The organism is Ruegeria sp. CDSC052, assembly GCF_059610685.1.
Window position 1 is genome coordinate 28,745 of the sequence record NZ_JBXWOB010000013.1, and the last position, 23,536, is coordinate 52,280.

Consider the following 23,536-nt stretch of genomic DNA (forward strand, 5'->3'; position numbering starts at 1 on the left):
GATTTTGTGTTCCAGATACATATTCAACGCCCGAAGCGTCGGCTTGTGAACTAAGAGCTAACGTTTACGACAACCGCACCGTCAAAATCTTGTAACTTGCCACCCCAAAGAACCCGGCAAAGGCAAAATCGAACCAGCGGCGGGCGCGACGGTAGGCGCGGACTGTGCGTTCGGAAGAGAAAAGGAATGCATAGCTGATGAAAATGAGCAGCGAGCCCGCGTAAAGTAGGCCGAAATAGCCAAGCAGCATCGACAAGCTGGCGTCATTCGGGGCAACGATGGCATAGATCGAGCCCCAGCTGAGGATCGCCTTGGGGTTGGTCAGGTGGATCGCCGCACCTTTGGCAAAGATGGTGCGTAGCGAGCCGGTGACCGGGTTGCCCAACGCCATCTCATCCGACGACAGCGCCCGTTTCAGGGCCTTGAGCGCCAGCCAGCCCAGATAGGCTACACCAACATAGCGGATCACTTCGAACACCCAGACATTGGCCAGCATGATCGCCGACAGGCCCAGCGCGGCGGCGATGCCCCAGGCAGCGGACCCAGCACAGATGCCCAGTGCAAAGACCAGACCGGCGCGGCGGCCTTCGTTCATTGCAGTTCCGGCGATGCCCATGGTTGCCGGACCGGGTGAGCCTCCGGCCATCAACCAGGCGATCCAGATTGCTATGAAACCCGAGGTTATCATCCCCGCGCCTCATCCATCAGGCGGCGCATTTCCTGAATGGCGGGGGTCATGCCCAAAAAGATCGATTCGCCAATCAGAAAGTGACCAATGTTCAACTCGCGCACCTCGGGAAAAGCAGCGACAGGTTTGACCGTGTCGTATGTCAGACCATGTCCGGCATGCACTTCGAGGCCAAGCGAATGGGCAAAGGCGGACATGTCGCGCAGGCCTTCCAGCTCTTGCGCTGCCTCATCCAGTTTGCCTTCGGCATGGGCGTCACAATAGGCGCCTGTGTGCAGTTCGATCACTTCGGCGCCGATGCGATGCGCGGCCTCGATCTGGCGACGGTCGGCGGCGATAAAGATCGACACGCGACAGCCCGCATCACGCAAAGGTGCAATGAAATGGGCCAGTTTGTTTTCTTCGCGCGCGACTTCCAGCCCGCCTTCGGTGGTCCGTTCCTCGCGCTTTTCGGGGACGATGCAGACCGCGTGCGGCTTATGGCGCAAAGCGATTTGTTGCATCTCGGGCGTGGCTGCCATTTCAAAATTCAGAGGTACCGAAAGAACCTCCATCAACCCGTCAATATCTGCGTCCGAAATATGCCTGCGATCTTCGCGCAGATGGGCAGTAATGCCATCTGCACCGGCCTGCTCGGCCAGCGTGGCCGCGCGCAAAGGGTCGGGATAGACCCCACCACGTGCATTCCGCACTGTGGCCACATGGTCGATATTCACACCGAGACGCAAACGGTTCTCAGACATCCTTTGATTCCTTTCCCAAATCCTGGCTCGAGCCTAGTTGGTTTGACTCTGGAACGGCAGCCTCGGATTCAGCCAGACGTTTGATTTCTTCAAACTTCTTTTTGATCCTGTCGCGACGCCGTTGCTGATAGGTGTGGACCAGCGGCAGGCTGAGATAGTAGCAAACCACCCCAGCCAGCAATCCGGGAAGAATGCCGCCAATCAGGTACGGAAAGAAAACCTCGTCGTAGAAAATTCCCAGCCCGTGCCAGTCAGCTACCCGGTCAGTGAATACTGCAATCAGGTTGTCTTTGAGATCACCGATCGCATTGGCAAACTTCCCCATAAGCCCATGGGTGTCGCCCTCTTCAAACTCGGTGCCCAACAGGAAATGCCCGGTCTGAAGGCAAACCACCCCGATGGGCACATAGGTCAAAGGGTTTCCGAAAAACGTACCGCTGAGTGCAGCCAGCATATTGCCGTTGAACAATCGCGCAGCCAGGGCGGCAATGCCAAAATGCAGCCCGTAAAAAGGTGTAAAGGCCGCAAACACTCCAAACCCTACCCCGCGGGCGATGCGTTCAGGTGAATCCGGCAATCGCCGGACGCGGTGTTTCACATAGTGAAAGGCCCGGGTCCAGCCACCACGAGGATAGACGAATTCCGATGCGATCTGGACAGGCGAGCGTCGATCTCGGCGCTTGAATACCACTCCTGATCACCCCTTCTCAGCCAGCCGCAACTGCGGATTTAGCTCTGTCTCTGAAACGTTCAACCGCTGCAACATCGCTTTCGGCCTCAAGCATCAACATCAACGAATGCAACTGCTCAAGGTCGCGCAGCTCTACGTTGACCAGCAGGCGGTAAAAATCCGGTTTGCGATCCACAAATTCTAGGTTCGAGATATTGGCCTTTTTCTCGCCGATCAATGTACAAATGCGACCCAGCACACCTGCGTCATTGCCAATCGTAACATCAATCGTTGCCCCGTAAACAGCCGGGTGAGTTCCCGAGTGCCAGTGCAGATCGACCCAGCGTTTGGGCTCACTCTCGTATTCGCTCAGGCGATCACAGTCGATTGCATGCACGACAACACCTTTGCCGCGATAAGTGATCCCGACGATCCGTTCACCCGGCAATGGCTGGCAGCAAGGGGCGCGGTCAAACTTCTGCCCCGGCTCAAGACCGATCACGGCCCGGCGCATCGGAATGGCATCACCATCATCTTGCGTCAGTTCCGGGTAGACGGCGCTGACCACATCATGGGCAGTTAGTTCTGCACTGCCCAGGCGCGCCAGCAGCTCATGCCGGTCTTTCAGGCGCAGATGCTTGGCAGCAGTGTCCAGCGCCTTGTCGGTCGCTTTGCGCCCGACATGTTCAAATCCCGATCGCGCGAGTTCTTTGCCCAGCTTGATGAACCGCTCTCGGTCAACCTCGCGCAGGGCGCGACGAATGGCTGTACGGGCTTTGCCGGTGACGGCAATTTCCAACCACGTGACTTGGGGAGTCTGACCGTCAGCTGTTATGATATCCACCGACTGACCGTTTTTGATCCGGGTCCAAAGTGGCACGCGAATACCATCAACCTTGGCCCCTACACAGGCGTGCCCGATGCGCGTGTGGATGGCATAGGCAAAGTCAATCGGCGTCGCACCACGCGGCAGTTTCACCACGTCCCCCTTAGGCGTGAAACAAAAGACCTGGTCCGAATACATCTCGAGCTTGACTGCCTCGAGGAAATCCTCGTGATCCTCTTCGCTGTCGAATTGTTCAGTCAGGTTGGCGATCCACTTAGCCGGGTCGACGGCAAAGGGGTTTTCCGAACGCACGCCATCCCGATAGGACCAGTGCGCGGCCACGCCGGTTTCGGCGACATCATGCATCTGACGGGTGCGGATCTGAACCTCGACCCGCTTGCCGTCACGGCCTGAAACGGTGGTGTGGATCGACCGATAACCGTTCGATTTCGGCTGACTGATATAATCCTTGAACCGCCCCGGCACGGCGCGCCAACGCTGGTGGATCGCGCCAAGGGTTCGATAGCAGTCTTCTTCGCTTTGCGTAATGATGCGGAACCCGTAAATGTCGGACAGACGCGAGAACCCCTGGTCCTTTTCCTGCATCTTACGCCAAATCGAATAGGGTTTCTTGGCACGGCCAAAAACCTCGGCTTCAATCCCGGCCTTTTCAAGTTCGTGCCGCATGTCGCCGGTGATCCGGTGGATCACGTCACCCGTTTCGCGCTGCAGCGTGATGAAGCGGCGGATGATGGACTGTCGGCCTTCAGAGTTGAGAACGCGGAAGGCGAGGTCTTCCAGCTCTTCCCGCATCCATTGCATACCCATACGGCCTGCAAGCGGCGCGTAGATATCCATCGTCTCGCGCGCTTTGACGATCTGCTTTTCGGGCCGCATCGCCTTGATTGTGCGCATATTGTGCAGACGGTCTGCCAGCTTGACCAGAATGACCCGCAAATCCTTGGACATCGCCATAAACAGCTTGCGGAAGTTCTCGGCCTGTTTGGTTTCGCGGCTGGACAGCTGAAGGTTTGTCAGTTTGGTGACCCCATCAACCAGCTTGGCGACTTCTTCGCCAAACAGCTCAGACACTTTGCCGTAATTGGCCTTGGTGTCTTCGATCGTATCGTGCAGCAGCGCCGTGATAATAGTCGCATCATCCAGACGCTGTTCGGTCAGGATGGCGGCAACGGCAACAGGGTGGGTGAAATAGGGCTCGCCAGAATGGCGGAATTGCCCATCATGCATCTGCTTGCCGAACTCATACGCCTTGGCAATGCGGTCTGCATTCGTTTTTGGATTGTAGTTGCGGACCAGCGCAATCAGGTCTTCAGCAGAAATCATCCGGTCCGCACCTTCATTTGTGGGGATTACCCCTGGCCTTGAGCCTCCATCAGAGCGCGCAGCAGCTTTTCTTCGGACATGTCGTCATCCGCAGGCTTGTCTGTTTCCGCACCCATCAGCAGCGCCATCTGGTCTTCTTCGGGCTCGTCGACCTCGATTTGGGTCTGGTTGGCCTCGATCAGCCGCTCGCGCAGCTCGTCAGCGCTCTGGGTCTCGTCAGCGATCTCACGCAGAGAAACAACCGGGTTTTTGTCGTTGTCACGGTCAACGGTGATCGGACCACCGGCGGAAATCTCGCGCGCACGATGGGCGGCAAGCATCACCAGTTCAAACCGGTTCGGAACCTTGTCTACGCAATCTTCAACCGTCACGCGGGCCATGGGGCGCTCTCCGTTACTGAATCCATGTCAGGAAGAGGTTTATCTAAGGGCGAATCCCTGCCTTGACAAGCAGGAAATGCTGCAAATGCACCAATCATAACGGGGTAACTGCCGCAATATCGTCCGAAGGAAGCCCCGCAAGCATTTCCCTGACGGTCAGGTCCAGTATCGGATGCCGCCAATTCGGGGCAACATCCGCCATGGGAACAAGCACAAACGCACGATCCTGTACCCTTGGGTGCGGCAGGATCAACTGATCCGGCGCCTGCTGTTTCTGATCTTCGGGCGGCAGCGATAACCAGCTTTGAAAAACCTCGCGGTCGGGCAGAACCAGATCATCGTAACAGACCAGGTCCAGATCCAACGTCCGCATTCCCCAGCGCTGAATCCTCTCGCGCCCGTAATCATGTTCAATTCCATGCAATATCTGCAGCAACTCAATGGGTGACCTTTCAGTCTCGATCAACACGGCCGCATTCACATAGTCAGGGCCCGCGCCCTCAGGAAAACAAGGGGTCGCATAAAAGCGGCTTTCAGCCCGAATCAACAGCCCCTGGCGCAAAATCGCTTCAATGGCATGCCGTAGCGTCAGATGGGGCTCAAAACCTCTCACTTTGAGATTTGCACCGAGGGCAAGCACTGCTTTTGAGGTGGTTTTGCGCATCCTACTCCCTATATTCGGCGAATTGCATACTTGCGATACACCATAAAACCCCTAATTATGGGGATATCAATGCGCTGTATTTTCCCAAGACTCACTCACGTAACACGCAGCGCGCTGATTTGTACCGGAAGGACCTATTTATGTTTTATAAAGACGAACGGCTAGCGCTGTTCATCGACGGCTCGAATCTTTATGCAGCCGCAAAAGCACTGGGGTTTGACATTGACTATAAACTGCTGCGCCAGGAATTCATGCGCCGCGGTAAGATGCTCAGAGCTTTCTATTACACAGCGCTACTTGAAAATGACGAGTATTCGCCCATCCGTCCACTGGTTGATTGGCTGCATTACAATGGCTTCACCATGGTTACGAAACCGGCAAAAGAATACACCGACAGCATGGGGCGTCGGAAAGTCAAAGGTAACATGGATATCGAACTGACCGTCGATGCCATGGAGCTTGCACCACGTGTAGACCATATCGTGCTGTTTTCCGGCGATGGGGATTTCCGCCCGCTGATTGCAAGCCTGCAACGTCAGGGGGTACGCGTTTCTGTGGTGTCGACCATCCGCAGCCAGCCACCCATGATCTCGGACGAATTGCGCCGCCAGGCCGACAACTTCATCGAGCTGGAAGATCTCCGCGACGTGATCGGTCGCCCGCCGCGCGAAATGCCGATGGAACCGCGCACCGTTGCCGCAGGCGGGTAATAACCTGGCCCCAAAGCAAACTCGGTTGAAAATAAGCGCGGTCAGGGGAAACCCTGGCCGCGCTTTTTAAACAAAGATCAGGTGCTGAAAACACCTATTGGCTAGCATTGAACCATGTCGGATCAATGACATTGTCCTGACTGGACCATGGCCGTGAAAAGACTTACCTGTGTCGGTAAGGAGAACGCGACATGACCAAGCCCCCCCTGACCCTCTATCTTGCCGCCCCGCGCGGGTTCTGTGCTGGTGTCGACAGGGCCATAAAGATTGTCGAGATGGCGCTGCAGAAATGGGGCGTCCCGGTCTATGTTCGGCACGAGATTGTCCATAACAAATTCGTGGTCGATGGATTGCGCGCCAAAGGTGCGATCTTTGTCGATGAACTGGAAGACTGCCCCGACGATCGCCCGGTAATATTCTCGGCGCACGGGGTTCCCAAATCGATACCCGCGACGGCGGCGCAGCGCCAGATGGTCTATGTCGACGCCACCTGCCCGCTGGTCTCCAAAGTCCATGTCGAAGCACAGCGCCACGCCGAAGCCGGGCTGCAGATGATCATGATCGGACATAAGGGCCATCCCGAAACTATCGGAACGATGGGACAGCTACCGGAAGGAGAGGTTTTGCTGGTCGAAACCGTTGCAGACGTCGCAGACGTCCAGGTCCGCGACCCTGACAAACTGGCCTTTGTCACTCAGACGACCCTGTCGGTTGACGATACAAAGGATATCATTGCAGCGCTTCAGACCCGATTTCCATCTATCGTCGGCCCTCACAAAGAAGATATCTGTTACGCTACAACCAACCGGCAAGAAGCAGTCAAGGTTGTGGCCCGGAAGTCCGATGCCCTGTTGGTTGTGGGGGCGCCGAATTCATCTAACTCACGCCGTTTGGTCGAGGTCGCGGCACGCGCTGGATGCAGCTATGCCCAACTGGTGCAGCGCGCGACCGACATCGACTGGCGCGCACTCGAAGGTATCTCTTCGATCGCTCTGACAGCAGGCGCTTCTGCCCCCGAGGTTCTGATCAACGAAGTTATTGATGCGTTCAGACAGCATTACGATGTGACGGTCGAGATGGTCGAAACAGCGACCGAGAATGTCGAATTCAAAGTCCCGCGCGTCCTGCGCCAACCCGCATGAGTGGCATACCAAGGGCGCCGCTGTTTCTGGGGTTGGCCGGGCTGATCCCCTTCATCTGGGGCGCGCTGACCTATCTGAACGGCGATCTGAACGACTGGGGCCGACAGGCGCTGGGCGCACGTTTTGTCGGTCCGTATATCCAGTTGTATTATGGGGCGATCATCCTCAGCTTTATGTCCGGCGTGCTGTGGGGGTTTTCCAGTAAAACCTCTGGCAGCAAGGCCGCGACCTGTTATGCGCTGTCCACATTACCCGCCCTGTGGGCCTTTCTGAAAACCGGCAGCGGGCCTGTCAGCACTGGCACAAATCTGATGTGGGGGTTTGGCGGGCTACTGGTGTTGGATGCCATCTTTTCGTATTGGCGGCTAACACCAGTCTGGTGGATGCGGTTGCGCATTTTGCTGACCGCAGTCGTATTGGCCTGCCTTGCCGTCGGAGTCTATCTGTGAGCGATCCCAAAACTATCAACGCCTATACCAACAACGTGGCCGAATACCTCAAGGTTCCTCTACCACCGGAGCAGCTGACATCGCGTCAGGAATTTGTCGATGCCGTCGGAAAGGGGCATGTGTTGGATCTGGGCTCGGGCCCCGGGTCAGACAGCGCGTTCTTTCTACGCCAGGGCCTGAGCGTGCATGCGCTGGATGCGACGCCCGCTTTTGTTGACTATGCGCGTGCCAATGGCGTGGACGCGCATCTGGGTACTTTCGACGACGTGACCGAAGTGGCCGCATATGACGGCATCTACGCCAGCTTCTCGCTGCTGCACGCGCCTCGCAAGGATTTCCCACGCCATTTGGCGGCCATCCACCGGGCGCTGAAACCGCAGGGCGTTTTTTTCCTGGGCCTCAAACTGGGCACGGGCGAACATCGCGATCATCTGGATCGCTATTATAGCTACTTCTCGCAGAACGAGATCGAGGAGGCCCTGGCAGATGCCGGCTTTACCATCGACGGGATTAGGACCGGGATCGGCAAAGGTCTGGCGGGTTCTTACGATGGCTTCATTCTGGTGCTGGCCCATGCCTGAACTGTTTGCCTATACTGACGGTGCTTGTTCCGGCAATCCAGGCCCGGGTGGCTGGGGCGTGTTGCTGCGTGCAATGGAAGGCGACACCGTCCTGAAACAGCGTGAACTGAGCGGCGGCGAAGCTGAAACCACCAACAACCGAATGGAACTGCTGGCCGCGATCAGCGCGCTTGAAACGCTTGAACGTGCCTCTAAAATCACCGTAATCACTGACAGCGCCTATGTGAAAAACGGCGTCACCGGTTGGATCTTCGGCTGGAAAAAGAATGGCTGGAAGACCTCGAACAAAAAGCCGGTTAAGAATGTCGATCTGTGGCAACGGCTGGATGAGGCGCAGATGCGCCATGATGTGACTTGGGAATGGGTCAAGGGCCATGCGGGTCACCCGGAAAACGAAAAGGCCGATGAACTTGCCCGCGCAGGCATGGCCCCATTCAAACCAAAGAAGGCACAGACATGAGCGGTTTGGACCTGCTCGATTATGCCTCGGTTCTGGTTTTTGCGCTGACTGGCGCATTGGTCGCCAGTCGCGCGCAGCTTGATCTTGTAGGGTTTGCCTTTATCGCCTGCCTGACCGCCGTTGGCGGCGGCACGGTGCGTGACCTGCTGTTGGATCGGAATCCGGTGTTCTGGGTTGGCCAGCCCAGCTATGTCCTGATGGCCTGCAGTGCGGCGGTGCTTGTGTTCTTTACAGCCCATCTGGTCGAAAGCCGATATAACTGGCTGGTTTGGTTGGACAGTTTCGCCCTGTCCATTGCAGTAGCTGCCGGCACGGGCGTCGCATTATCCTTGGACCAATCCGGCACGATCGTGGTGTTGATGGGTGTCACCACCGGATGCTTTGGTGGCCTGATGCGGGACGTGGTCTGCAACGAGGTTCCGCTGGTGCTGAAACAGGGTGAGCTTTATGTGTCTTGCGCCCTTGCAGGCTCGGTAGCGGCCGTTATTGCCAAACGGATGGGGTTCGAGGAGCTGACCGTGCTTGCCGCCTGCGCCCTGATCTGCTGGGCATTGCGGGCAGGATCGCTGCTGTTCGGCTGGAAACTGCCCGTCTACAAAAGCCGCCCGCCACGCAGTCGCCCTTGATCAAGGCTTAGCGGCGCATATAGGTCTGCCAGATCCAGATCACCAGAAGCGCGCCCAGCACAGCGCCGATGAACCCGGACAGCCAGCCCATCATCGTGACCAATGCCCGCAGGAGAAACCCACCTACCAAGGCACCAATGATACCGATCAGCATGGTGGTGGGAATATCTGCCTCAATCCGCATCAGGCGGGTGGCCAGAAAACCCGCAGCGGCGCCGATGACGATCAGGGCGATGAGGGGCATGTCACTTCCTCCAATGGGTCGGAACGATGATCAGCGCCCCGACAGAGGACAGCACTGCATCCAGACCGGGCGGGCCAAAGCTGACCCCGAACATGATGCGCACGAAATAGAACAGGAATGCACCACCTACGCAGATGATGATCGACTGCAGAATGCCATTATGGGTAAAGCCGGATTTCTCGGACAGATAGCCGACAATCCCAGCAATAACGACAGTCCCCATCAGGATCATGAACATGGCGGCCTACTCCGATGACAGGCGGGTACCAACGGCAATCGGCCACCCCCGCAGAAAAGTTTCCCTATCCTGCGCCCCTTTACCCGCCCGTTGCAAGCGCAGCAGCTCGATCGCGTCATCGTCACAGGCAACCTTCAGTTGGTCGTCAAGAACCTCTCCTGCAACACCCTGCCCCTCAGCTAATTTGGAACCAAGCAGCTTGATCCGCTCGCCATTCATCTCGGTCCAGGCGCCGGGAAAGGGGGACAGGCCACGGATCTGACGGTCAATTTCGACCGCGGGTCTGGCCCAGTCAACACGCGCCTCAGCCTTGTCGATCTTGGCGGCATAGGTCACGCCGTCGTCGGTTTGAGGCTCGGGCGTCAGGTTCGGCAGTTTGGACAGTGCCTCGACGATCAGAGAAGCGCCCATTTCGGACAGCCGGTCATGCAACTGCCCTGTGGTCTCCCGCGCACCAATGTCGGTGGCCCGCCGCAACAGGACTGGCCCGGTATCCAGACCAGCCTCCATCTGCATGATGCAAATACCGGTCTGCGCATCACCCGCCATGATCGCCCGATGGATCGGAGCGGCCCCGCGCCAACGCGGCAACAGGCTTGCATGAATGTTCAGACATCCCTGCGATGGCGCATCCAGAATCGGTTGGGGCAGCAACAGGCCATAGGCCACGACGACAGCCACATCCGCATTCAACGCGGCAAAGGCGTCCTGTTCTTCCGCCGATTTCAATGAGACCGGATGCCGAACGGTCAGTCCCAATGCCTCGGCCCGAGCATGAACGGGGGTTGGACGATCCTTTTTGCCTCTGCCCGCTGGGCGCGGAGGCTGGCAGTAGACGGCGGCAACCTCATGCCCCGCATCAATCAGCGCGTCCAGCACCGGAACCGAGAAATCGGGTGTCCCCATAAAGATCAGCCGCATGCCTACCCCAGCTTTTTAGCTTTGCGCAGCAGAATGTCGCGTTTGACCTTGCTGAGCCTGTCGAAATACATCTGCCCGTTTAGATGGTCGATCTGGTGCTGCACGCTGGTGGCTTCGATCCCGACAAAGTCACGGCGGTCGATGATGCCTTTTTCGTTGAGAAACTTTACCGTCACTGCCCGGGGACGTTTCACCTTGGCCGACACGCCAGGCAAGTTTGGGCTGGCTTCTTCATGCTCGCGCAATTCGACCGATCTGTGCAGGATCTCAGGGTTTGCCAGCAGCACAGCCCGCCCCCGCTCGGTCGAGCCATCGACCACCGCCAGCCGCAGCATGACGCCGATCTGCGGTGCGGCAAGGCCCACGCCGGGCATCGCCTCCATTGTGTCGATCATGTCATCCCAGATGGCACGAACCTCGTCAGTAATTTCGGTGATATCTTCGGCTTTGGTCCGCAGGCGCTTATCAGGCCATGGCAGGCAGGTACGAACGGTCATTCGCGCGCCTGCTCGCGTTTCAGCTTTTGCATTTTTCGGGTGATCATCTGGCGTTTCATAGGCTTGAGATAGTCGATGAACAGCTTCCCGTTCAGGTGGTCAATCTCATGCTGGACACAGGTTGCCCAAAGGCCATCGAATGTTTCCCGCTGCGCGTTGCCATCACGATCGATCCAAGCCACGTCCACGACCTTTGGGCGCGTGACTTCGGCGAATTGTTCGGGGATCGAAAGACAACCTTCTTCATAGACATTCGTCTCGTCAGACGACGCGACCACTTCGGGATTGAACATAATCAGCGGGCGTGGAGCCTCGCCCTCTTCCTTGACACAGTCCATAACGATCAGCCGGTCCAGCATCCCAATCTGAGGCGCTGCCAGCCCGATACCAGGCGCATCATACATCGTCTCAAGCATGTCATCAGCCAGCTGGCGCAATTCGTCCGTCAGATCCACTACGGGAGAGCAGATCTTTTTCAGGCGGGGGTCGGGATGGATCAGTATATTGCGTTTCATGAGGTTGATTTAGGCCATCACGCCCTAAGCCGCAACGCCCCCCTTGCACCTGCCGAATATGCGGCTAGCTTTCATCCGGACAGATGGAGCAGATATGACATTCAACGACCTGATCGACCGCCGCGGCACCAACAGTTCGAAATGGGACAAGCTTGAAAAGCTGTATGGCCTTTCGCCGGATGACGGTCTGGCAATGTGGACGGCCGATTCCGACTATTCTACGGCGCCTTGTGTGATCGACGCTGTGCGTAACGCGGCGGATCACGGTGTTTTCGGATATTCCTGGATGCACCCGGACTACCTGAATTCCGTCCAATGGTGGATGAAGAACCGCCACGGGTGGGAGATCGATTCTGATTGGATTCTGACGTCGCAGGGTCTGGGAAATGCGATTGCGCTCTGCCTCGATGTCTGGACCAGTCCGGGCGACGGAGTGGTCATCTTTACACCCGTCTACCATGAGTTTGCACATAAGGTGAACAAGTCGGGTCGGCGCGTGGTGGAATGCCCCTTGATGCGCGACGGCGACGGCTATGGCCTTGATCTGGAAGACGCGCAGTCGCGGCTGGATGGAACCGAGAAGATGCTTTTGTGGTGCTCGCCTCAGAACCCCTCGGGCCGGGTCTGGACGCCAGAGGAATTGCGCGCAGTCGCGGCATTTGCGGAACGGAACAGCCTTATTCTGGTATCGGATGAGATTCACCACGATCTGGTCTATCCCGGCACGACCTTTGTTCCGATGGATGTCGCCGCGCTGGATGCGCGGCCCTGGACCGTGACACTGACTGCAGCGTCCAAGACCTTCAACATCGCAGGTCAACGGACGGGGAATATGATCATTCCCGACCCGGACCTGCGCGCCGCGATGCGCCGCCGAATCCAGACACTGGATTATGATCCCAGCGCATTGGGAGTCGCAATGATCACCGCTGCTTATTCGCCTGAAGGGGCCGCTTGGGTGGATGAACAGATCGCCCATCTTGATAGCAACCGAAAAATCTTTGACGCTGCAATCGCAGAAATCCCTGGCCTGTGGTCAATGCCCTTACAGGCAACCTATCTGGCTTGGATTGATTTCTCGGGCACCGGAATGGACCACGCAGAATTTACCCGGCGTCTGCGCGAGGATGCAAAAATCGCCACCTCGCCCGGCCCCGGCTTTGGTGCGGGCGGAGAGACATTCGAGCGGTTCAATCTTGCGACGCAACGCGGGCGTGTTGAAGAGGCCAGCAAACGGCTGAAACACGCGTTTTCCGATCTGCAATAGCGGGATGCCCATCGGCAGACCCGATGGGCAAAAGCCTAGTCCTTGTTTCCAAGCAGCGCGATGGGCGCGTCCGGAGATCGATAGAAATCCAATGGGGCCTTGTCGGAGGCGGCCGTGCTGCGCTTGAATTCATAACGCATTTCGCCTGCCTCACATTCATCGGCAATGATCAGGCATTGATATAAGTGACGCGCGCCATCGTAGATATCGACCAAACCGCGCAATCGAGGCGTGGTCGCGGCCTCTACGGTGAAGCCATCCTTCCACAATCGGAGAATTTTGTAGGTATTGTCACCCAATTCGACACGAAGTCGGCTGGTTTTCTTCAGACTCGCGATTCGCGCAGCATCCAATTCGGCGCTGATTTCTTTGGAAACATAGGTACTCATATCAAAACTCCCCCGCAGCGGACTCTATTTTGGAACGTAGACTGTAAAAATCCAGTGAAGCCGATCATTCAACGCGGTCGAATCCAAATCTGTTGCACGGAAATCCCATTCCAACCTGTGCGAAAACGCAGGCACAATGCGCGGCGGCTCGCATAGGATCAGTCCCCTTCAAAGCGTATGTTCCGGGAAACCGCATTACGGAGGATTCAAGCATGGGCCTATTGGTCGACGGCAAATGGCACGACACATGGTATGATACCAAATCCACAGGCGGCGCCTTCAAGCGTAGCGCGGCGCAATTTCGCAACTGGTTGACCGCTGATGGCAGCGCCGGACCCTCGGGCACGGGCGGCTTCAAAGCCGAACCTGACCGGTACCATCTTTATGTCAGCCATGCCTGCCCCTGGGCCCACAGGACACTGATATTCCGCGAACTGAAAGAGCTGTCCGATCTGATCCCGGTTTCGGTCGTACACCCAGACATGCTGAACAAGGGATGGACATTTGCAACCGACGAACACGGGGCGGCGGGCGACGTACTGTACGGAATGGACTATGCCCACCAAATCTATACCAAGGCTGACCCGACCTATTCGGGGCGCGTAACCGTTCCAATCCTGTGGGACAAGGAACAGGAAACCATCGTCTCGAACGAAAGTTCGGAAATCATCCGGATGTTCAACTCGGCCTTTGACGGGATCACCGGGAACACCGATGATTACTGGCCCGAGGCAATGCGTGACGAAATCGAACAGGTCAATGCCCGCATCTATTCCGACATCAATAACGGGGTCTACAAATCCGGCTTTGCCACCAGCCAGGCGGCGTATGACGCAGCCGTTGGCCCGCTCTTTGACACGCTGGACTGGCTCGAAGACCGGCTGTCCACCAGCCGCTATCTGATGGGCGACCGCATCACCGAGGCCGACTGGCGGTTGTTCACCACGCTGATCCGGTTTGATCCGGTCTACCATCTGCATTTCAAATGCAACCGGCGGCGTCTGATCGACTATCCCAACCTGTGGGCCTATACCCGCGAGCTGTACCAGTGGCCGGGTGTTGCGCGGACCGTGAACTTAAACCATATCGTGCGCCACTATCACTACAGCCATGAGAGCATTAACCCGCACCGGATCATCCCGACGAACCCGATCCTGAACTATCTGGAGCCCCATGGGCGCGATCAGCGCCCCGCCGCGTAATGCTCAACCATCGCCGCCAGATCCTCTGGCGGCGTGCCGCTTTGCACATAGGCGCAGGCATTCGGGCTATGGGCAAAGATCGAGCCATCCGAAAAGAAAGTGGTGTTGGTCACGAAAATCACACGGGCCTCGGGCCTGCGATAGCTGGCAAAGTCTGCCACGGCCAAAGCGCTGCCGGTCTCCAGCACCAAATCCAGAACGATGATTTCAAACTCGGCCCCATACAGGGCGAGGATTGCATCCTCCTGACCGGCCACAAGCGTGACATCGGCACCCTGGCGTTCAAGATGCCTTTTCCAAACCCGACCTAAATCGGGGTTACTCTCAACAATCAATACATTCATTCTCAACAACCTCGGCACATTTATGGTGAGTGGTGCCGACCCCTAAGGTTTGTGTTCACGCCAATTCATTAACAAAGTGTTAACCGAGCCGGAGCACGCCCCTGATCACGCGGATTTGCTTGTAAAACTGGCAGAAATCCGCTTGAAACAGGCAAAATTTGGTGATTCCGGCGAGGGGCCCGATGGCGCGCGAAAATAGAGATTTGAATCCGCGGGCCGCTCGGGACCATGGCGGTGGGCTGGATGGGGCCATGTCAGTTTATGGCGGTAAGCGAACCGATTGGATCGACCTGTCCACCGGAATCAATCCGGTTCCATACGAGGTTGCCGGGCTCACCCCATCGGATTGGATGGAATTGCCCGACCATGGCGCATTTGAACGGCTGGCCGATGCGGCCCGCAGTTTCTGGTCAGTTCCCGAGGGTGCAGAGATCCTGCCTGCGCCCGGCGCATCTGCTCTGATCGCCCGCATTCCTGCGCTGGCTGCAACCGGCCGGGTTCAGATTACCACTCCGACCTATAACGAACATGCCGCCGCCTTTGCCGTGCAGGGCTGGACGCTACAGAACTCCGGCCCAGTTGAGGCACGCGTGATCGTGCACCCCAACAACCCAGATGGGCGCATCTGGAGCGTGGGCGATGTGGATGCCCCCCTGACGATTATCGACGAGAGCTTTTGCGACGTCACGCCCGATGCCTCGCTGATCCATCTTGCCGACCGGCCCGGAGTTATCGTGCTGAAAAGCTTTGGCAAGTTTTGGGGGCTGGCGGGGCTACGGCTGGGATTTGCCATCGCACGCTCCGGTCTGATCGCACGTTTGAACGATCTGACCGGGCCTTGGGCGGTCTCAGGTCCCGCCTTGCGGATCGGAGAGCAAGCGCTGCGCGACACGGCCTGGGCTGACGAGACCCGCCTGCTTTTGGCGGCCGATGCCGCCCGGATGGATCGGATGGTAACGCAGAAAGGCGCGCAGCTGATCGGCGGCACCAGCCTGTTCCGGCTCTATCAGGTCGACGACGCCAGTGCCTGGCAAGACCGTCTGGCCCGCGCACATATCTGGAGTCGTGTATTCCCCTATTCGCAAACCTATCTGCGCCTTGGCCTGCCACCGGCAGATGGCTGGGCGCGGCTTGAGGCGGCCCTGTGAGCACCGCCTTTATCTTGGTCTGCGCCATGTGTCTGGATGCGGCACTGGGCGAGCCGGATTGGCTGTGGTCGCGCATCCGGCACCCCGCCGTTATGATTGGTAAACTCATCGAGTGGCTTGACGACCGCCTGAACCATGACTCGTACCGTCGCCTTAAGGGCATAGCTGTTGCCGCGCTGCTGGTCGCAGGTGCCGCTGGGCTTGGGGGGCTTCTGTCTTTGCTTGGCCCGATCATCGGCACCATCATCTGCGCTGTGCTGTTGGCACAAAAATCGCTGGTGGAACATGTTCGCGCTGTTGGCGAGGGTTTGCAGACCTCGCTGGTCGATGGGCGCGCGAAGGTCGCCATGATCGTGTCACGCGACACCAAGGACATGACCGAAGCACAGGTCGCCCGATCCGCGATCGAGAGCGCGGCTGAAAACCTCAGCGACGGAGTCATCGCGCCGGCCTTCTGGTTTCTGGTGGGTGGCCTGCCAGGGCTTCTGGTCTACAAGGCGATCAATACCGCCGACAGCATGGTCGGCTATCGCACGGATAAATACCGTGATTTCGGATGGGCAGCTGCGCGGTTGGACGATGTCCTGAACCTGGTCCCCGCACGACTGACCTTTCTATTGATCGTCATCTTGTCAAACCAATGGGCGAAATGGGAGCAGATGGTGGGCGATGCGCGCCGCCATATCTCTCCCAACGCTGGCTGGCCCGAGGCGGCAATGGCACGCGCGCTGAGCGTGGCCCTTGCCGGGCCGCGCAGCTATGACGGGCAGCTCAGGGATCTGGCTTGGGTCAACGGCGAGGCCCCGCGCGACATCGGCGCGCCAGAGGTTTTCCGCGCATGCGACATGCTTTGGAGGATATGGGGGCTTGCGCTTGGCCTCGTGTCAGTGTGGGTTGGGGTCAGCTTCATAATCTGACGGACCTGTCCATGCGTTTTCTTTCCGGCCTTGTTGCCGCCGCCTTGTTTGCTTCACCTGCGTTTGCCCAATGTGGTGGGGGTTTCAACTCCTTCGTGAAGGGGTTGAAGGCCGAGGCCGTTCAGCAAGGCTTTGACAAATCCACCGTCAATGCCTTCTTCAAAGGTGTGCAACAAGACAACGCGGTATTGAAAGCCGACCGGGCACAGGGCGTGTTCCAGAAACCGTTCATTGATTTTTCGCGACACCTGATTTCACAAAACCGGATCGACCGGGGTCAGGCCATGTCGCGCAGATACGACGCGGTGTTTGACCGAATCGAGCAACAATATGGTGTCTCGCGCGGGGTGCTGTTGGCATTTTGGGCGTTCGAAACGGATTACGGGTCGTTTCAGGGGGATTTCAACACCCGCAATGCGCTGGTGACACTGGCGCATGATTGCCGTCGTCCAGAATTGTTCCGGCCTCAGGTGTTCGCCGCGATTGAGCTGTACAGCCGGGGAAATTTCGACCCGGCCCGCACGTCAGGTGCTTGGGCTGGCGAGATTGGAATGGTACAGATGCTGCCCCGAGACATTCTGGAAAACGGGGTCGATGGCGATGGTGACGGCAAGGTTTCGCTAAAGACCTCTGCGCCCGATGCGCTTATGTCGGGCGCCAAGATGCTGTCGCATCTGGGCTGGCAACCGGGGCAGCCTTGGCTGCAAGAGGTCACCGTACCCGCACGGATGGATTGGTCGCTATCGGGCCCGGGCAAACCGCGTTCGATTTCTGACTGGCAGGCGATGGGCGTTCAGGCGCGCAACGGGTCGCTGTCCAACCTGCCCGCCTCGCTGATCCTACCGCAAGGGCATAACGGGCCGGCGTTTTTGGCCTATCCAAATTTCGATGTGTATTTCGAATGGAACCAGAGCTTTGTCTATGTGCTGACCGCCGCCTATTTCGGCACCCGGCTTGAAGGGGCACAGGTCTATGACGCGGGCAACGCGGCCCAAGGCTTATCGGGTCCACAGATGAAGCAGCTGCAAAGCAAGCTGCAGGCGCGCGGCCATAATGTGGGCAAGATCGACGGGATTCTGGGCGCTGGGACCCGCGCGGCTGTCCAGTCAGAGCAAACACGACTTGGCCTGCCTGCGGATGCCTGGCCAACGGCTGAGTTGTTGAACCGGCTCTAGTCGCTCTTCGATACGGCGATCTAGGCGACTTCGGCGTCCAAAGATCGCCCGTTCGGCTCAAACACATGCATCTGCAGCCTATCGCCGCGTGTCTCGATGGCGGTATTTGCCGGGATCTCGGCCCAATCGCCATTCTTCGCATCCAGCGGCTCAGACGCGATAATGATCCCATCATCGCAGGGCCTGTAATGCAGGCTGGGTGCGAAACGGTCCGAGGCATAGCGCGCAGCAAACAGGCGATCTCCATCGGACCAGCAGGCGGCAAAGCGCATATGGGGTAGGCTTCCTTTGGCGCGGGCAAGCACCTCGACACGGTGCACCGCACGCTCCATCGCGGCGATGGGTTCGGCGTCCAACCCTTCGCCATGGGCAATCAGAAAAATCGCCTCGCTTTCAGTTGCGCCAAGGCGATGATCGTACAGGTGGCTAGGTATCATCCCGTCAAGCTGTTGGCGGATACGGTCATGGCCACCTGCCTGCCCGTTATGCATAAAGCTCCACTTACCACAGCCAAAAGGATGGCAGTTGTTCCGCGACGTGGCAGTCCCAGTTGAGGCACGTACATGCGCCAGGAACAGGTGCGATTTCGTGTGATGGGTCAACTGTTTCAGGTTGGCATCCGACCAAGCCGGGTTGGTGTCTTTGTAAAAACACGGCGTTTCGCGCCCGGAATACCAGGCCAACCCAAAACCATCCGCGTTGATCGGCGTTTTGCCAATCAGGGCGTTTCTGCTTTGATGCACCAGCGACTGTTCCTGGTCCATGACAAGTTCGTCCAGAAACCGTTTCGCACCCGCCCAAGCCAGAAATCTGCACATCGACCCGCCTCTTTTGATCCGTTGTTGATACGGGAACTTACAACAACGCGGGGTGAGAATTCGCCCCTGATCCCCATCTAATTTTGAAATATTACGATTAAATGACCACCAAAGATCCAAATTTTCAGATCATTTTCAACAGATGCCGCGGTTTCTTGAATGTCACTCGGGCCGTACCGGGAAACGCTCTCCCTTTTCCGTGATCAGGATCAGGCGTCCAGCACTCAGGACATAAAGATCACATCGACCGAACCCGTTTCTGTATTGCACGCAGATACTGCCATCCTCCGCGATGGAATAGGTTCCGAACGCGGATTCTCCGCTGGCATAGGTATAGGAATAGGCCCCGCCAGCCGAGTATCGCGACTGCCCGTCATCATAAAAGGTCAGCGTCCGACCCGCCAGCGCCGTCAACTCTTGTTGGGTCAGAGGGACGTCATCGGGCTTGGTCGTCCATTCCGCGGCCCCTAAAGGGGTAGCAGTCAGTAGGGCGATGATCAGGAAACGGGTCATGGCAGCAGCCTAACCCAATTCTTACGAAACCGCTCATAACGTTGCAGTGAGAGGTCAGGCGACCATCTGTTCGGCTTTCTTCAGATCAACCGAGACCAGCTGGCTGACACCCTGTTCTTGCATGGTGACGCCGAACAGACGATCCATCCGCGCCATGGTCACCGCGTGGTGGGTGATGATCAGGAACCGTGTGTCGGTCTGGCGGCACATCTCGTCCAGAAGGTCGCAGAACCGGGTCACGTTGGCATCATCCAGCGGCGCATCGACCTCGTCCAGAACACAGATCGGAGCCGGGTTCGCCAGAAAGACGCCAAAGATCAGGGCCGTCGCGGTCAGGGTCTGTTCACCGCCCGAAAGCAGGCTGAGCGTCGACAATTTCTTGCCCGGCGGCTGGCACATGATTTCAAGGCCGGCATCCAGAGGGTCGTCGCTTTCGACCATGACCAGATTGGCCTCGCCACCACCAAAGAGATGCTTGAACAACATGGCGAAGTTCGAATTCACCTGTTCAAACGCGGTCAGTAGCCGTTCGCGTCCTTCGCGGTTGAGGCTGGAGATGCCGCTGCGCAGCGCTTTGATCGCCTCTTCGAGATCGGCCTTTTCGCCGTTCAGCGTGTCGAATTCTTCCTGAACATCTTTGCTGTCCTCTTCGGCACGCAGGTTTACCGCGCCCATCGCATCGCGCTGGCGTTTGTGGCGGTTGACCTCGGCCTCAAGAGCATCGGCAGCCGGCATCTGGTCGGGATTCACATCCAGCTGGTTCAGCAACTGGTTCGGGGTTAGCTGTTGATCCTCAGCGATACGCTCGGCCGCTGCCGATACGGCCTCTTTGGCTGCATCACAGCGCGCCTCAGCGGCGGCGCGGCTTTCGCGCGCCTCCGAAGCCAGACGTTCCGCTTCGCGCTCAGCCAGCACAATCTCTCGCTGGCGGGCCTCGGCGGCAGCCAACTTGTCGGCGGCCTCGGCCCGGCGGGCTTCGGCAGTTTCGATCAATTCGTTCAACTCTTCACGCGCCTCGGCGATTTCGCCCGGAGCAGCCATCGCTTCGGATAGCTCTTCCTCGGAACTTTCCTTGCGCTCGGCCAGTTCCGAGATTCGCTTTTCGGCGCTGTCCAGGCGGTGCCGCCAACCGCTGAGGTCTTTGGTGACCTCTTGTGTACGGCGGGTACGGGCCTCGCCCTCGCGGCGCAGCTCGTCATGGGACGAGCGGTGAGTCAGCATCGTGATCCGCGCCGCCTCGACCGTCTGTTTGATGTCTTCGACCTGCGCGCGGGCATTGTCGAGATTGCCCAGACCGGTCAAGGCGCCCTCGGCCTCGCGCAGCTGGGCACGGGCGGACATCGCATCCTCTTTGTGGCGATCAACGGCAAGCGCCAGCGTTTCCAGCCTGCCCTGCGCCAGATTGCGATCGGCCTCGGCCCTGCTGAGCAGACGCGCGGTTTCAGCCATACGCTGATCGGCGGCGCGGCGTGCCTCGCGGGCGCGGCGGTCAGCCTCGGTCACGTCGGCCAGTTGTTGCGACAGCGTCTCGTGCGCGGCGCGGGCCCCGTCGGCCTGCGCCTCGGTCCTGGCCAGTTCCTGTTTCAGTGCCTCAAGTTTGTTGAGCTGTTCAAGCCGCAGGGCGGCCGCACTTGGCGCATCCTCGGCCCAGGCACGGAATCCGTCCCACCGCCACAGGTCGCCCGAACGCGAAACCAACCGTTGACCGGGTTTCAGCGAGGCTTGCAAGCGTGCGCCCTGATCCGCGTCAACCAAACCGATCTGCGCGATCCGGCGGCTGAGGCGATCAGGACCGGATACATGCAAGGCCAGCGGCTCGGCCCCATTGGGCAGCGATTGATCGGCATCATAGCCAGCAACCGGTACCCAGCCTGATGGCCCGTCGCCCTCGACCAAGGGTGCCCTCAGATCATCCGCAAGCGCAGCGCCCAATGCCTTTTCATAACCCGGAGCCACACGCAGCATGTCGAGCACCTGCCCGCCTTCTGCGGTATCCCGTTCAACCAGCTTGGCCAGAGCTGTGGTTTCGGCGCGGATCGCACCCAGCTCACCTTCAGCTTCGGATCTTTTCGCACGGGCCTCGGCCTCGCGGCCCTGGGTTTCATTGCGTAACTCGTCAGCGGCGGCCAGTGCCTCTTCGGCGGCTTCAGAGGCCTCGCGAGCCTCTTCTTCACCCTCTTGCGCGGCCTCAAATGCCTCGGCGGCGCGGGTCAGGGCTGTTTTCGCCTCATCCACCGCTGCGCGGGCCTTTTCCTCTTCACCTTCCGACCTGGCCAGCGTTTTGCGGCTGTCGTCGACCAATCGCTGGCCGGATTGGTGGCGCGCAACCAGACGCGCCATATCCTCAGTCTCTTGTGACAAGTGGTCTTCGCGGTCTTGCAGGACAGAGGCCGCTTCGCGCGCGACCTCGGCGGCCTCGGCGACTTTTTCGTCGTGGCCATCGGCAGCTTTGGCCAATTCACGAGCTTCCCATTCCAGCCGTTCGATCATCTGCCCCGCATCGCGGTTCAGCCCGGCCTCGCGCTCGATATCGTTACCAAGCTGCTGAATGCGATTAGTCAATGTCTCAATCGTCTGACGGGCGCGGGTTTCCTGATCTGACAACTGATCCCGCTGCACCTGCTGGCGCTGCAGGACGGCGGCGGCAATGGCCTCTTCTTCGCGCAGGGGTGGCAGGGTTTCTTCGATTTCCGCCCGACTTGCGACGGCAGAGCGTGCATCAGCTTCGGCGCGCGACGCCTCGGTCAGGCGTTCGCGCAGCTTTTCCTCGGCCTGCTGGCGGGCCATGTCGGCCTCTTTCCAGCGACGATAGAGCAACATGCCTTCGGCTTGGCGCAGCTGCTCTCCGATTTCGCGATAGCGGGCGGCCTGACGCGCCTGACGGGCCAGCTGCGCCAGCTGTCCGCCCAGTTGTTCCAGCACGTCATCCACACGGGTCAGGTTGGCCTCGGTACCCTTCAGCTTCAACTCGGCCTCGTGTCGGCGCTGATAGAGGCCCGAAATTCCGGCCGCCTCTTCCAGAATGCGGCGGCGAGAGCGGGGTTTGGCGTTAATCAGTTCGGCAATGCGGTTCTGTCCGACCAGCGCCGGAGAATGCGCACCCGTTGAGGCGTCGGCGAACAACATCTGCACATCACGCGCCCGCACATCCTTGCCATTGGTCTTATAGGCGCTGCCGACATCTCGGGTGATGCGGCGGACAATCTCAAGCTGGTCGCTGTCATTGAAACCCGAGGGCGCGAGCCGCTCGGAGTTGTCCATGGTCAGCACAACTTCGGCAAAATTGCGGGCCGGCCGCGTGGCGGCCCCGGCGAAAATCACATCTTCCATCGCGCCACCGCGCATGGATTTGGGTCGGTTTTCCCCCATCACCCAACGCAGAGCTTCCAGCAGATTGGATTTGCCACAACCATTAGGGCCCACAACACCGGTCAACCCATCCGCGATAATCAGATCGGTCGGATCAACAAAGCTTTTGAAGCCGGTGAGTTTGAGTTTGCTAAAGCGCAAAGGCAATGGGTCCCGTGATTCCTATACCTTCGAAGTCTGCGCAACGGATTGGGGGTGAGTCAACGGAGTCGCGCAGGATATGGGATATATGGCCCACTTATCCACAACATCTTGCCTAAATCCGCAAGAAAAAGCGCGATTCAGTAGGCTGTACACTCAAAGACCTGATAGCCGTCGCCGTTACCAAGGTCTTGAAACAGCCCGGTATCAATGCATTCGTAATTCGGGACTGAAACCGCCGTCAGCAGCAACCGCTTGCCCATGGCGCGGTCACAACCCAAAACGCCAACGGTCACGGCCGCGTCGCCCAGGACATCCAGTATCGGGCATCCCGAGACCTGAGCCATCGCCATGGCCGCTCGTTCGCGGATCGGGCCAAGACGCGGAGCGTATTGCGAATTAACCCGAACGGCTTCGGCCAGATCTCCGCGCACGCGAACATCAAATACGCTGCCATTCACAGCGATACGCGTCACCTGAACATCGCGAAAGTGAGGGGTCCCGGCCGAACATGCTGCCAGCATCAGAAAAGACAAAATCCGGATCATATCCGCA

Annotated in this window: 28 protein-coding genes; 11 read left to right on the forward strand and 17 right to left on the reverse strand. The window is 58.5% G+C overall.

Annotated features, from left to right (window positions below; all coding sequences use genetic code 11):
- Positions 1-64: 64 nt before the first annotated feature.
- The 6 genes from AC2FIM_RS16880 to folK all read right to left on the reverse strand — a co-directional run bounded on the left by AC2FIM_RS16880 (position 65) and on the right by folK (position 5,315).
- Positions 65-688, reverse strand: coding sequence for a LysE family translocator (locus AC2FIM_RS16880; RefSeq protein ID WP_271951355.1), 624 nt, complete (start codon positions 686-688; stop codon positions 65-67).
- Entirely contained in the window at positions 685-1,431 is a 747-nt protein-coding gene (locus AC2FIM_RS16885) for a pyridoxine 5'-phosphate synthase (RefSeq protein WP_142639241.1), read from the reverse strand. The genes AC2FIM_RS16880 and AC2FIM_RS16885 overlap by 4 nt, the downstream gene beginning before the upstream one ends.
- Positions 1,424-2,122 carry a DUF2062 domain-containing protein gene (locus AC2FIM_RS16890; protein ID WP_142639238.1) on the reverse strand — a complete coding sequence of 233 codons (699 nt, stop codon included), beginning with the start codon at positions 2,120-2,122 and terminating at the stop codon, positions 1,424-1,426. The genes AC2FIM_RS16885 and AC2FIM_RS16890 overlap by 8 nt, the downstream gene beginning before the upstream one ends.
- 16 nt (positions 2,123-2,138) lie before the next feature.
- Positions 2,139-4,271 (reverse strand): RelA/SpoT family protein, encoded by a 2,133-nt coding sequence (locus AC2FIM_RS16895; RefSeq protein ID WP_142639236.1) that lies wholly within the window; start codon positions 4,269-4,271, stop codon positions 2,139-2,141.
- A gap of 26 nt (positions 4,272-4,297) precedes the next feature.
- Complete coding sequence (gene rpoZ, locus AC2FIM_RS16900) at positions 4,298-4,651, reverse strand: DNA-directed RNA polymerase subunit omega (protein ID WP_142639234.1); 354 nt, start codon at positions 4,649-4,651, stop codon at positions 4,298-4,300.
- Positions 4,652-4,745: 94 nt separating this feature from the next.
- Positions 4,746-5,315: a 2-amino-4-hydroxy-6-hydroxymethyldihydropteridine diphosphokinase gene (gene folK, locus AC2FIM_RS16905; protein WP_496678776.1), complete on the reverse strand. Its 570-nt coding sequence runs from the start codon at positions 5,313-5,315 to the stop codon at positions 4,746-4,748.
- A 140-nt stretch (positions 5,316-5,455) separates the two neighbouring features.
- Between folK and AC2FIM_RS16910 the strand changes: the two genes are divergently transcribed.
- The 6 genes from AC2FIM_RS16910 (at position 5,456) to AC2FIM_RS16935 (ending at position 9,283) form a co-directional block, all read left to right on the forward strand.
- The gene (locus tag AC2FIM_RS16910; RefSeq protein ID WP_142639223.1) at positions 5,456-6,025 is read left to right on the forward strand and encodes a LabA-like NYN domain-containing protein; all 570 of its coding nucleotides are present in this window, start codon (positions 5,456-5,458) and stop codon (positions 6,023-6,025) included.
- Between the two features lie 191 nt (positions 6,026-6,216).
- Complete coding sequence (ispH, locus tag AC2FIM_RS16915) at positions 6,217-7,167, forward strand: 4-hydroxy-3-methylbut-2-enyl diphosphate reductase (protein ID WP_496678773.1); 951 nt, start codon at positions 6,217-6,219, stop codon at positions 7,165-7,167.
- Positions 7,164-7,616, forward strand: a complete 453-nt coding sequence (locus AC2FIM_RS16920; protein ID WP_496678771.1) for a DUF3429 domain-containing protein — start codon at positions 7,164-7,166, stop codon at positions 7,614-7,616. The genes ispH and AC2FIM_RS16920 overlap by 4 nt, the downstream gene beginning before the upstream one ends.
- Complete coding sequence (locus tag AC2FIM_RS16925) at positions 7,613-8,197, forward strand: class I SAM-dependent DNA methyltransferase (RefSeq protein WP_281973504.1); 585 nt, start codon at positions 7,613-7,615, stop codon at positions 8,195-8,197. Before AC2FIM_RS16920 ends, AC2FIM_RS16925 begins: the two co-directional genes overlap by 4 nt.
- On the forward strand, positions 8,190-8,657 hold the full coding sequence (rnhA, locus tag AC2FIM_RS16930) for a ribonuclease HI (RefSeq protein WP_142639217.1): 468 nt from the start codon (positions 8,190-8,192) through the stop codon (positions 8,655-8,657). Before AC2FIM_RS16925 ends, rnhA begins: the two co-directional genes overlap by 8 nt.
- Positions 8,654-9,283, forward strand: coding sequence for a trimeric intracellular cation channel family protein (locus AC2FIM_RS16935; RefSeq protein WP_142639216.1), 630 nt, complete (start codon positions 8,654-8,656; stop codon positions 9,281-9,283). Before rnhA ends, AC2FIM_RS16935 begins: the two co-directional genes overlap by 4 nt.
- A gap of 7 nt (positions 9,284-9,290) precedes the next feature.
- Here the strand turns inward: AC2FIM_RS16935 and AC2FIM_RS16940 are convergent, their stop codons facing one another.
- Genes AC2FIM_RS16940 through def (AC2FIM_RS16960) form a run of 5 tightly spaced genes read right to left on the reverse strand, consistent with a single transcriptional unit; the run spans position 9,291 to position 11,698 of the window.
- Entirely contained in the window at positions 9,291-9,527 is a 237-nt protein-coding gene (locus AC2FIM_RS16940; protein WP_271951375.1) for a GlsB/YeaQ/YmgE family stress response membrane protein, read from the reverse strand.
- A gap of 1 nt (position 9,528) precedes the next feature.
- Complete coding sequence (locus tag AC2FIM_RS16945; RefSeq protein WP_271951377.1) at positions 9,529-9,765, reverse strand: hypothetical protein; 237 nt, start codon at positions 9,763-9,765, stop codon at positions 9,529-9,531.
- A gap of 6 nt (positions 9,766-9,771) precedes the next feature.
- Positions 9,772-10,686 (reverse strand): methionyl-tRNA formyltransferase, encoded by a 915-nt coding sequence (fmt, locus tag AC2FIM_RS16950; RefSeq protein ID WP_496678768.1) that lies wholly within the window; start codon positions 10,684-10,686, stop codon positions 9,772-9,774.
- Positions 10,687-10,688: 2 nt separating this feature from the next.
- Complete coding sequence (gene def / locus AC2FIM_RS16955; protein WP_496678766.1) at positions 10,689-11,183, reverse strand: peptide deformylase; 495 nt, start codon at positions 11,181-11,183, stop codon at positions 10,689-10,691.
- Positions 11,180-11,698, reverse strand: a complete 519-nt coding sequence (gene def, locus AC2FIM_RS16960; RefSeq protein WP_271951383.1) for a peptide deformylase — start codon at positions 11,696-11,698, stop codon at positions 11,180-11,182. The genes def (AC2FIM_RS16955) and def (AC2FIM_RS16960) overlap by 4 nt, the downstream gene beginning before the upstream one ends.
- A gap of 94 nt (positions 11,699-11,792) precedes the next feature.
- On the opposite strand from def (AC2FIM_RS16960), the gene AC2FIM_RS16965 reads away from it, so the two are divergent.
- Positions 11,793-12,965 carry a MalY/PatB family protein gene (locus AC2FIM_RS16965; RefSeq protein WP_496708270.1) on the forward strand — a complete coding sequence of 391 codons (1,173 nt, stop codon included), beginning with the start codon at positions 11,793-11,795 and terminating at the stop codon, positions 12,963-12,965.
- Positions 12,966-13,000: 35 nt separating this feature from the next.
- On the opposite strand, the gene AC2FIM_RS16970 is transcribed toward AC2FIM_RS16965, so the two are convergent.
- A complete protein-coding gene (locus AC2FIM_RS16970; protein WP_142639206.1) occupies positions 13,001-13,354 on the reverse strand; it encodes a hypothetical protein in 354 nt (117 codons plus the stop codon).
- A 212-nt stretch (positions 13,355-13,566) separates the two neighbouring features.
- Here AC2FIM_RS16970 and AC2FIM_RS16975 point away from each other — a divergent pair, with 212 nt between their 5' ends.
- A complete protein-coding gene (locus AC2FIM_RS16975) occupies positions 13,567-14,556 on the forward strand; it encodes a glutathione S-transferase family protein (RefSeq protein ID WP_271951390.1) in 990 nt (329 codons plus the stop codon).
- Here AC2FIM_RS16975 and AC2FIM_RS16980 read toward each other — a convergent pair.
- The gene (locus tag AC2FIM_RS16980; RefSeq protein ID WP_271951393.1) at positions 14,538-14,900 is read right to left on the reverse strand and encodes a response regulator transcription factor; all 363 of its coding nucleotides are present in this window, start codon (positions 14,898-14,900) and stop codon (positions 14,538-14,540) included. The two genes, AC2FIM_RS16975 and AC2FIM_RS16980, sit on opposite strands and share 19 nt — an antisense overlap.
- Positions 14,901-15,082: 182 nt before the next feature.
- Here AC2FIM_RS16980 and AC2FIM_RS16985 point away from each other — a divergent pair, with 182 nt between their 5' ends.
- Genes AC2FIM_RS16985 through AC2FIM_RS16995 form a run of 3 tightly spaced genes read left to right on the forward strand, consistent with a single transcriptional unit; the run spans position 15,083 to position 18,140 of the window.
- A complete protein-coding gene (locus tag AC2FIM_RS16985) occupies positions 15,083-16,048 on the forward strand; it encodes a threonine-phosphate decarboxylase (RefSeq protein WP_271951396.1) in 966 nt (321 codons plus the stop codon).
- On the forward strand, positions 16,045-16,965 hold the full coding sequence (gene cbiB / locus AC2FIM_RS16990; protein ID WP_271951399.1) for an adenosylcobinamide-phosphate synthase CbiB: 921 nt from the start codon (positions 16,045-16,047) through the stop codon (positions 16,963-16,965). The genes AC2FIM_RS16985 and cbiB overlap by 4 nt, the downstream gene beginning before the upstream one ends.
- Before the next feature lie 11 nt (positions 16,966-16,976).
- A complete protein-coding gene (locus AC2FIM_RS16995) occupies positions 16,977-18,140 on the forward strand; it encodes a lytic murein transglycosylase (protein WP_496678759.1) in 1,164 nt (387 codons plus the stop codon).
- 20 nt (positions 18,141-18,160) lie between these two features.
- Here AC2FIM_RS16995 and AC2FIM_RS17000 read toward each other — a convergent pair whose 3' ends face one another.
- The 4 genes from AC2FIM_RS17000 to AC2FIM_RS17015 form a co-directional block, all read right to left on the reverse strand.
- On the reverse strand, positions 18,161-18,958 hold the full coding sequence (locus tag AC2FIM_RS17000) for a class II glutamine amidotransferase (RefSeq protein WP_271951405.1): 798 nt from the start codon (positions 18,956-18,958) through the stop codon (positions 18,161-18,163).
- Between the two features lie 162 nt (positions 18,959-19,120).
- Positions 19,121-19,471 (reverse strand): hypothetical protein, encoded by a 351-nt coding sequence (locus AC2FIM_RS17005; protein ID WP_281973514.1) that lies wholly within the window; start codon positions 19,469-19,471, stop codon positions 19,121-19,123.
- 54 nt (positions 19,472-19,525) lie between these two features.
- On the reverse strand, positions 19,526-22,981 hold the full coding sequence (locus tag AC2FIM_RS17010; protein WP_496708271.1) for a chromosome segregation SMC family protein: 3,456 nt from the start codon (positions 22,979-22,981) through the stop codon (positions 19,526-19,528).
- Positions 22,982-23,121: 140 nt separating this feature from the next.
- Positions 23,122-23,529 (reverse strand): hypothetical protein, encoded by a 408-nt coding sequence (locus AC2FIM_RS17015; protein ID WP_281995869.1) that lies wholly within the window; start codon positions 23,527-23,529, stop codon positions 23,122-23,124.
- Positions 23,530-23,536 lie beyond the last annotated feature (7 nt).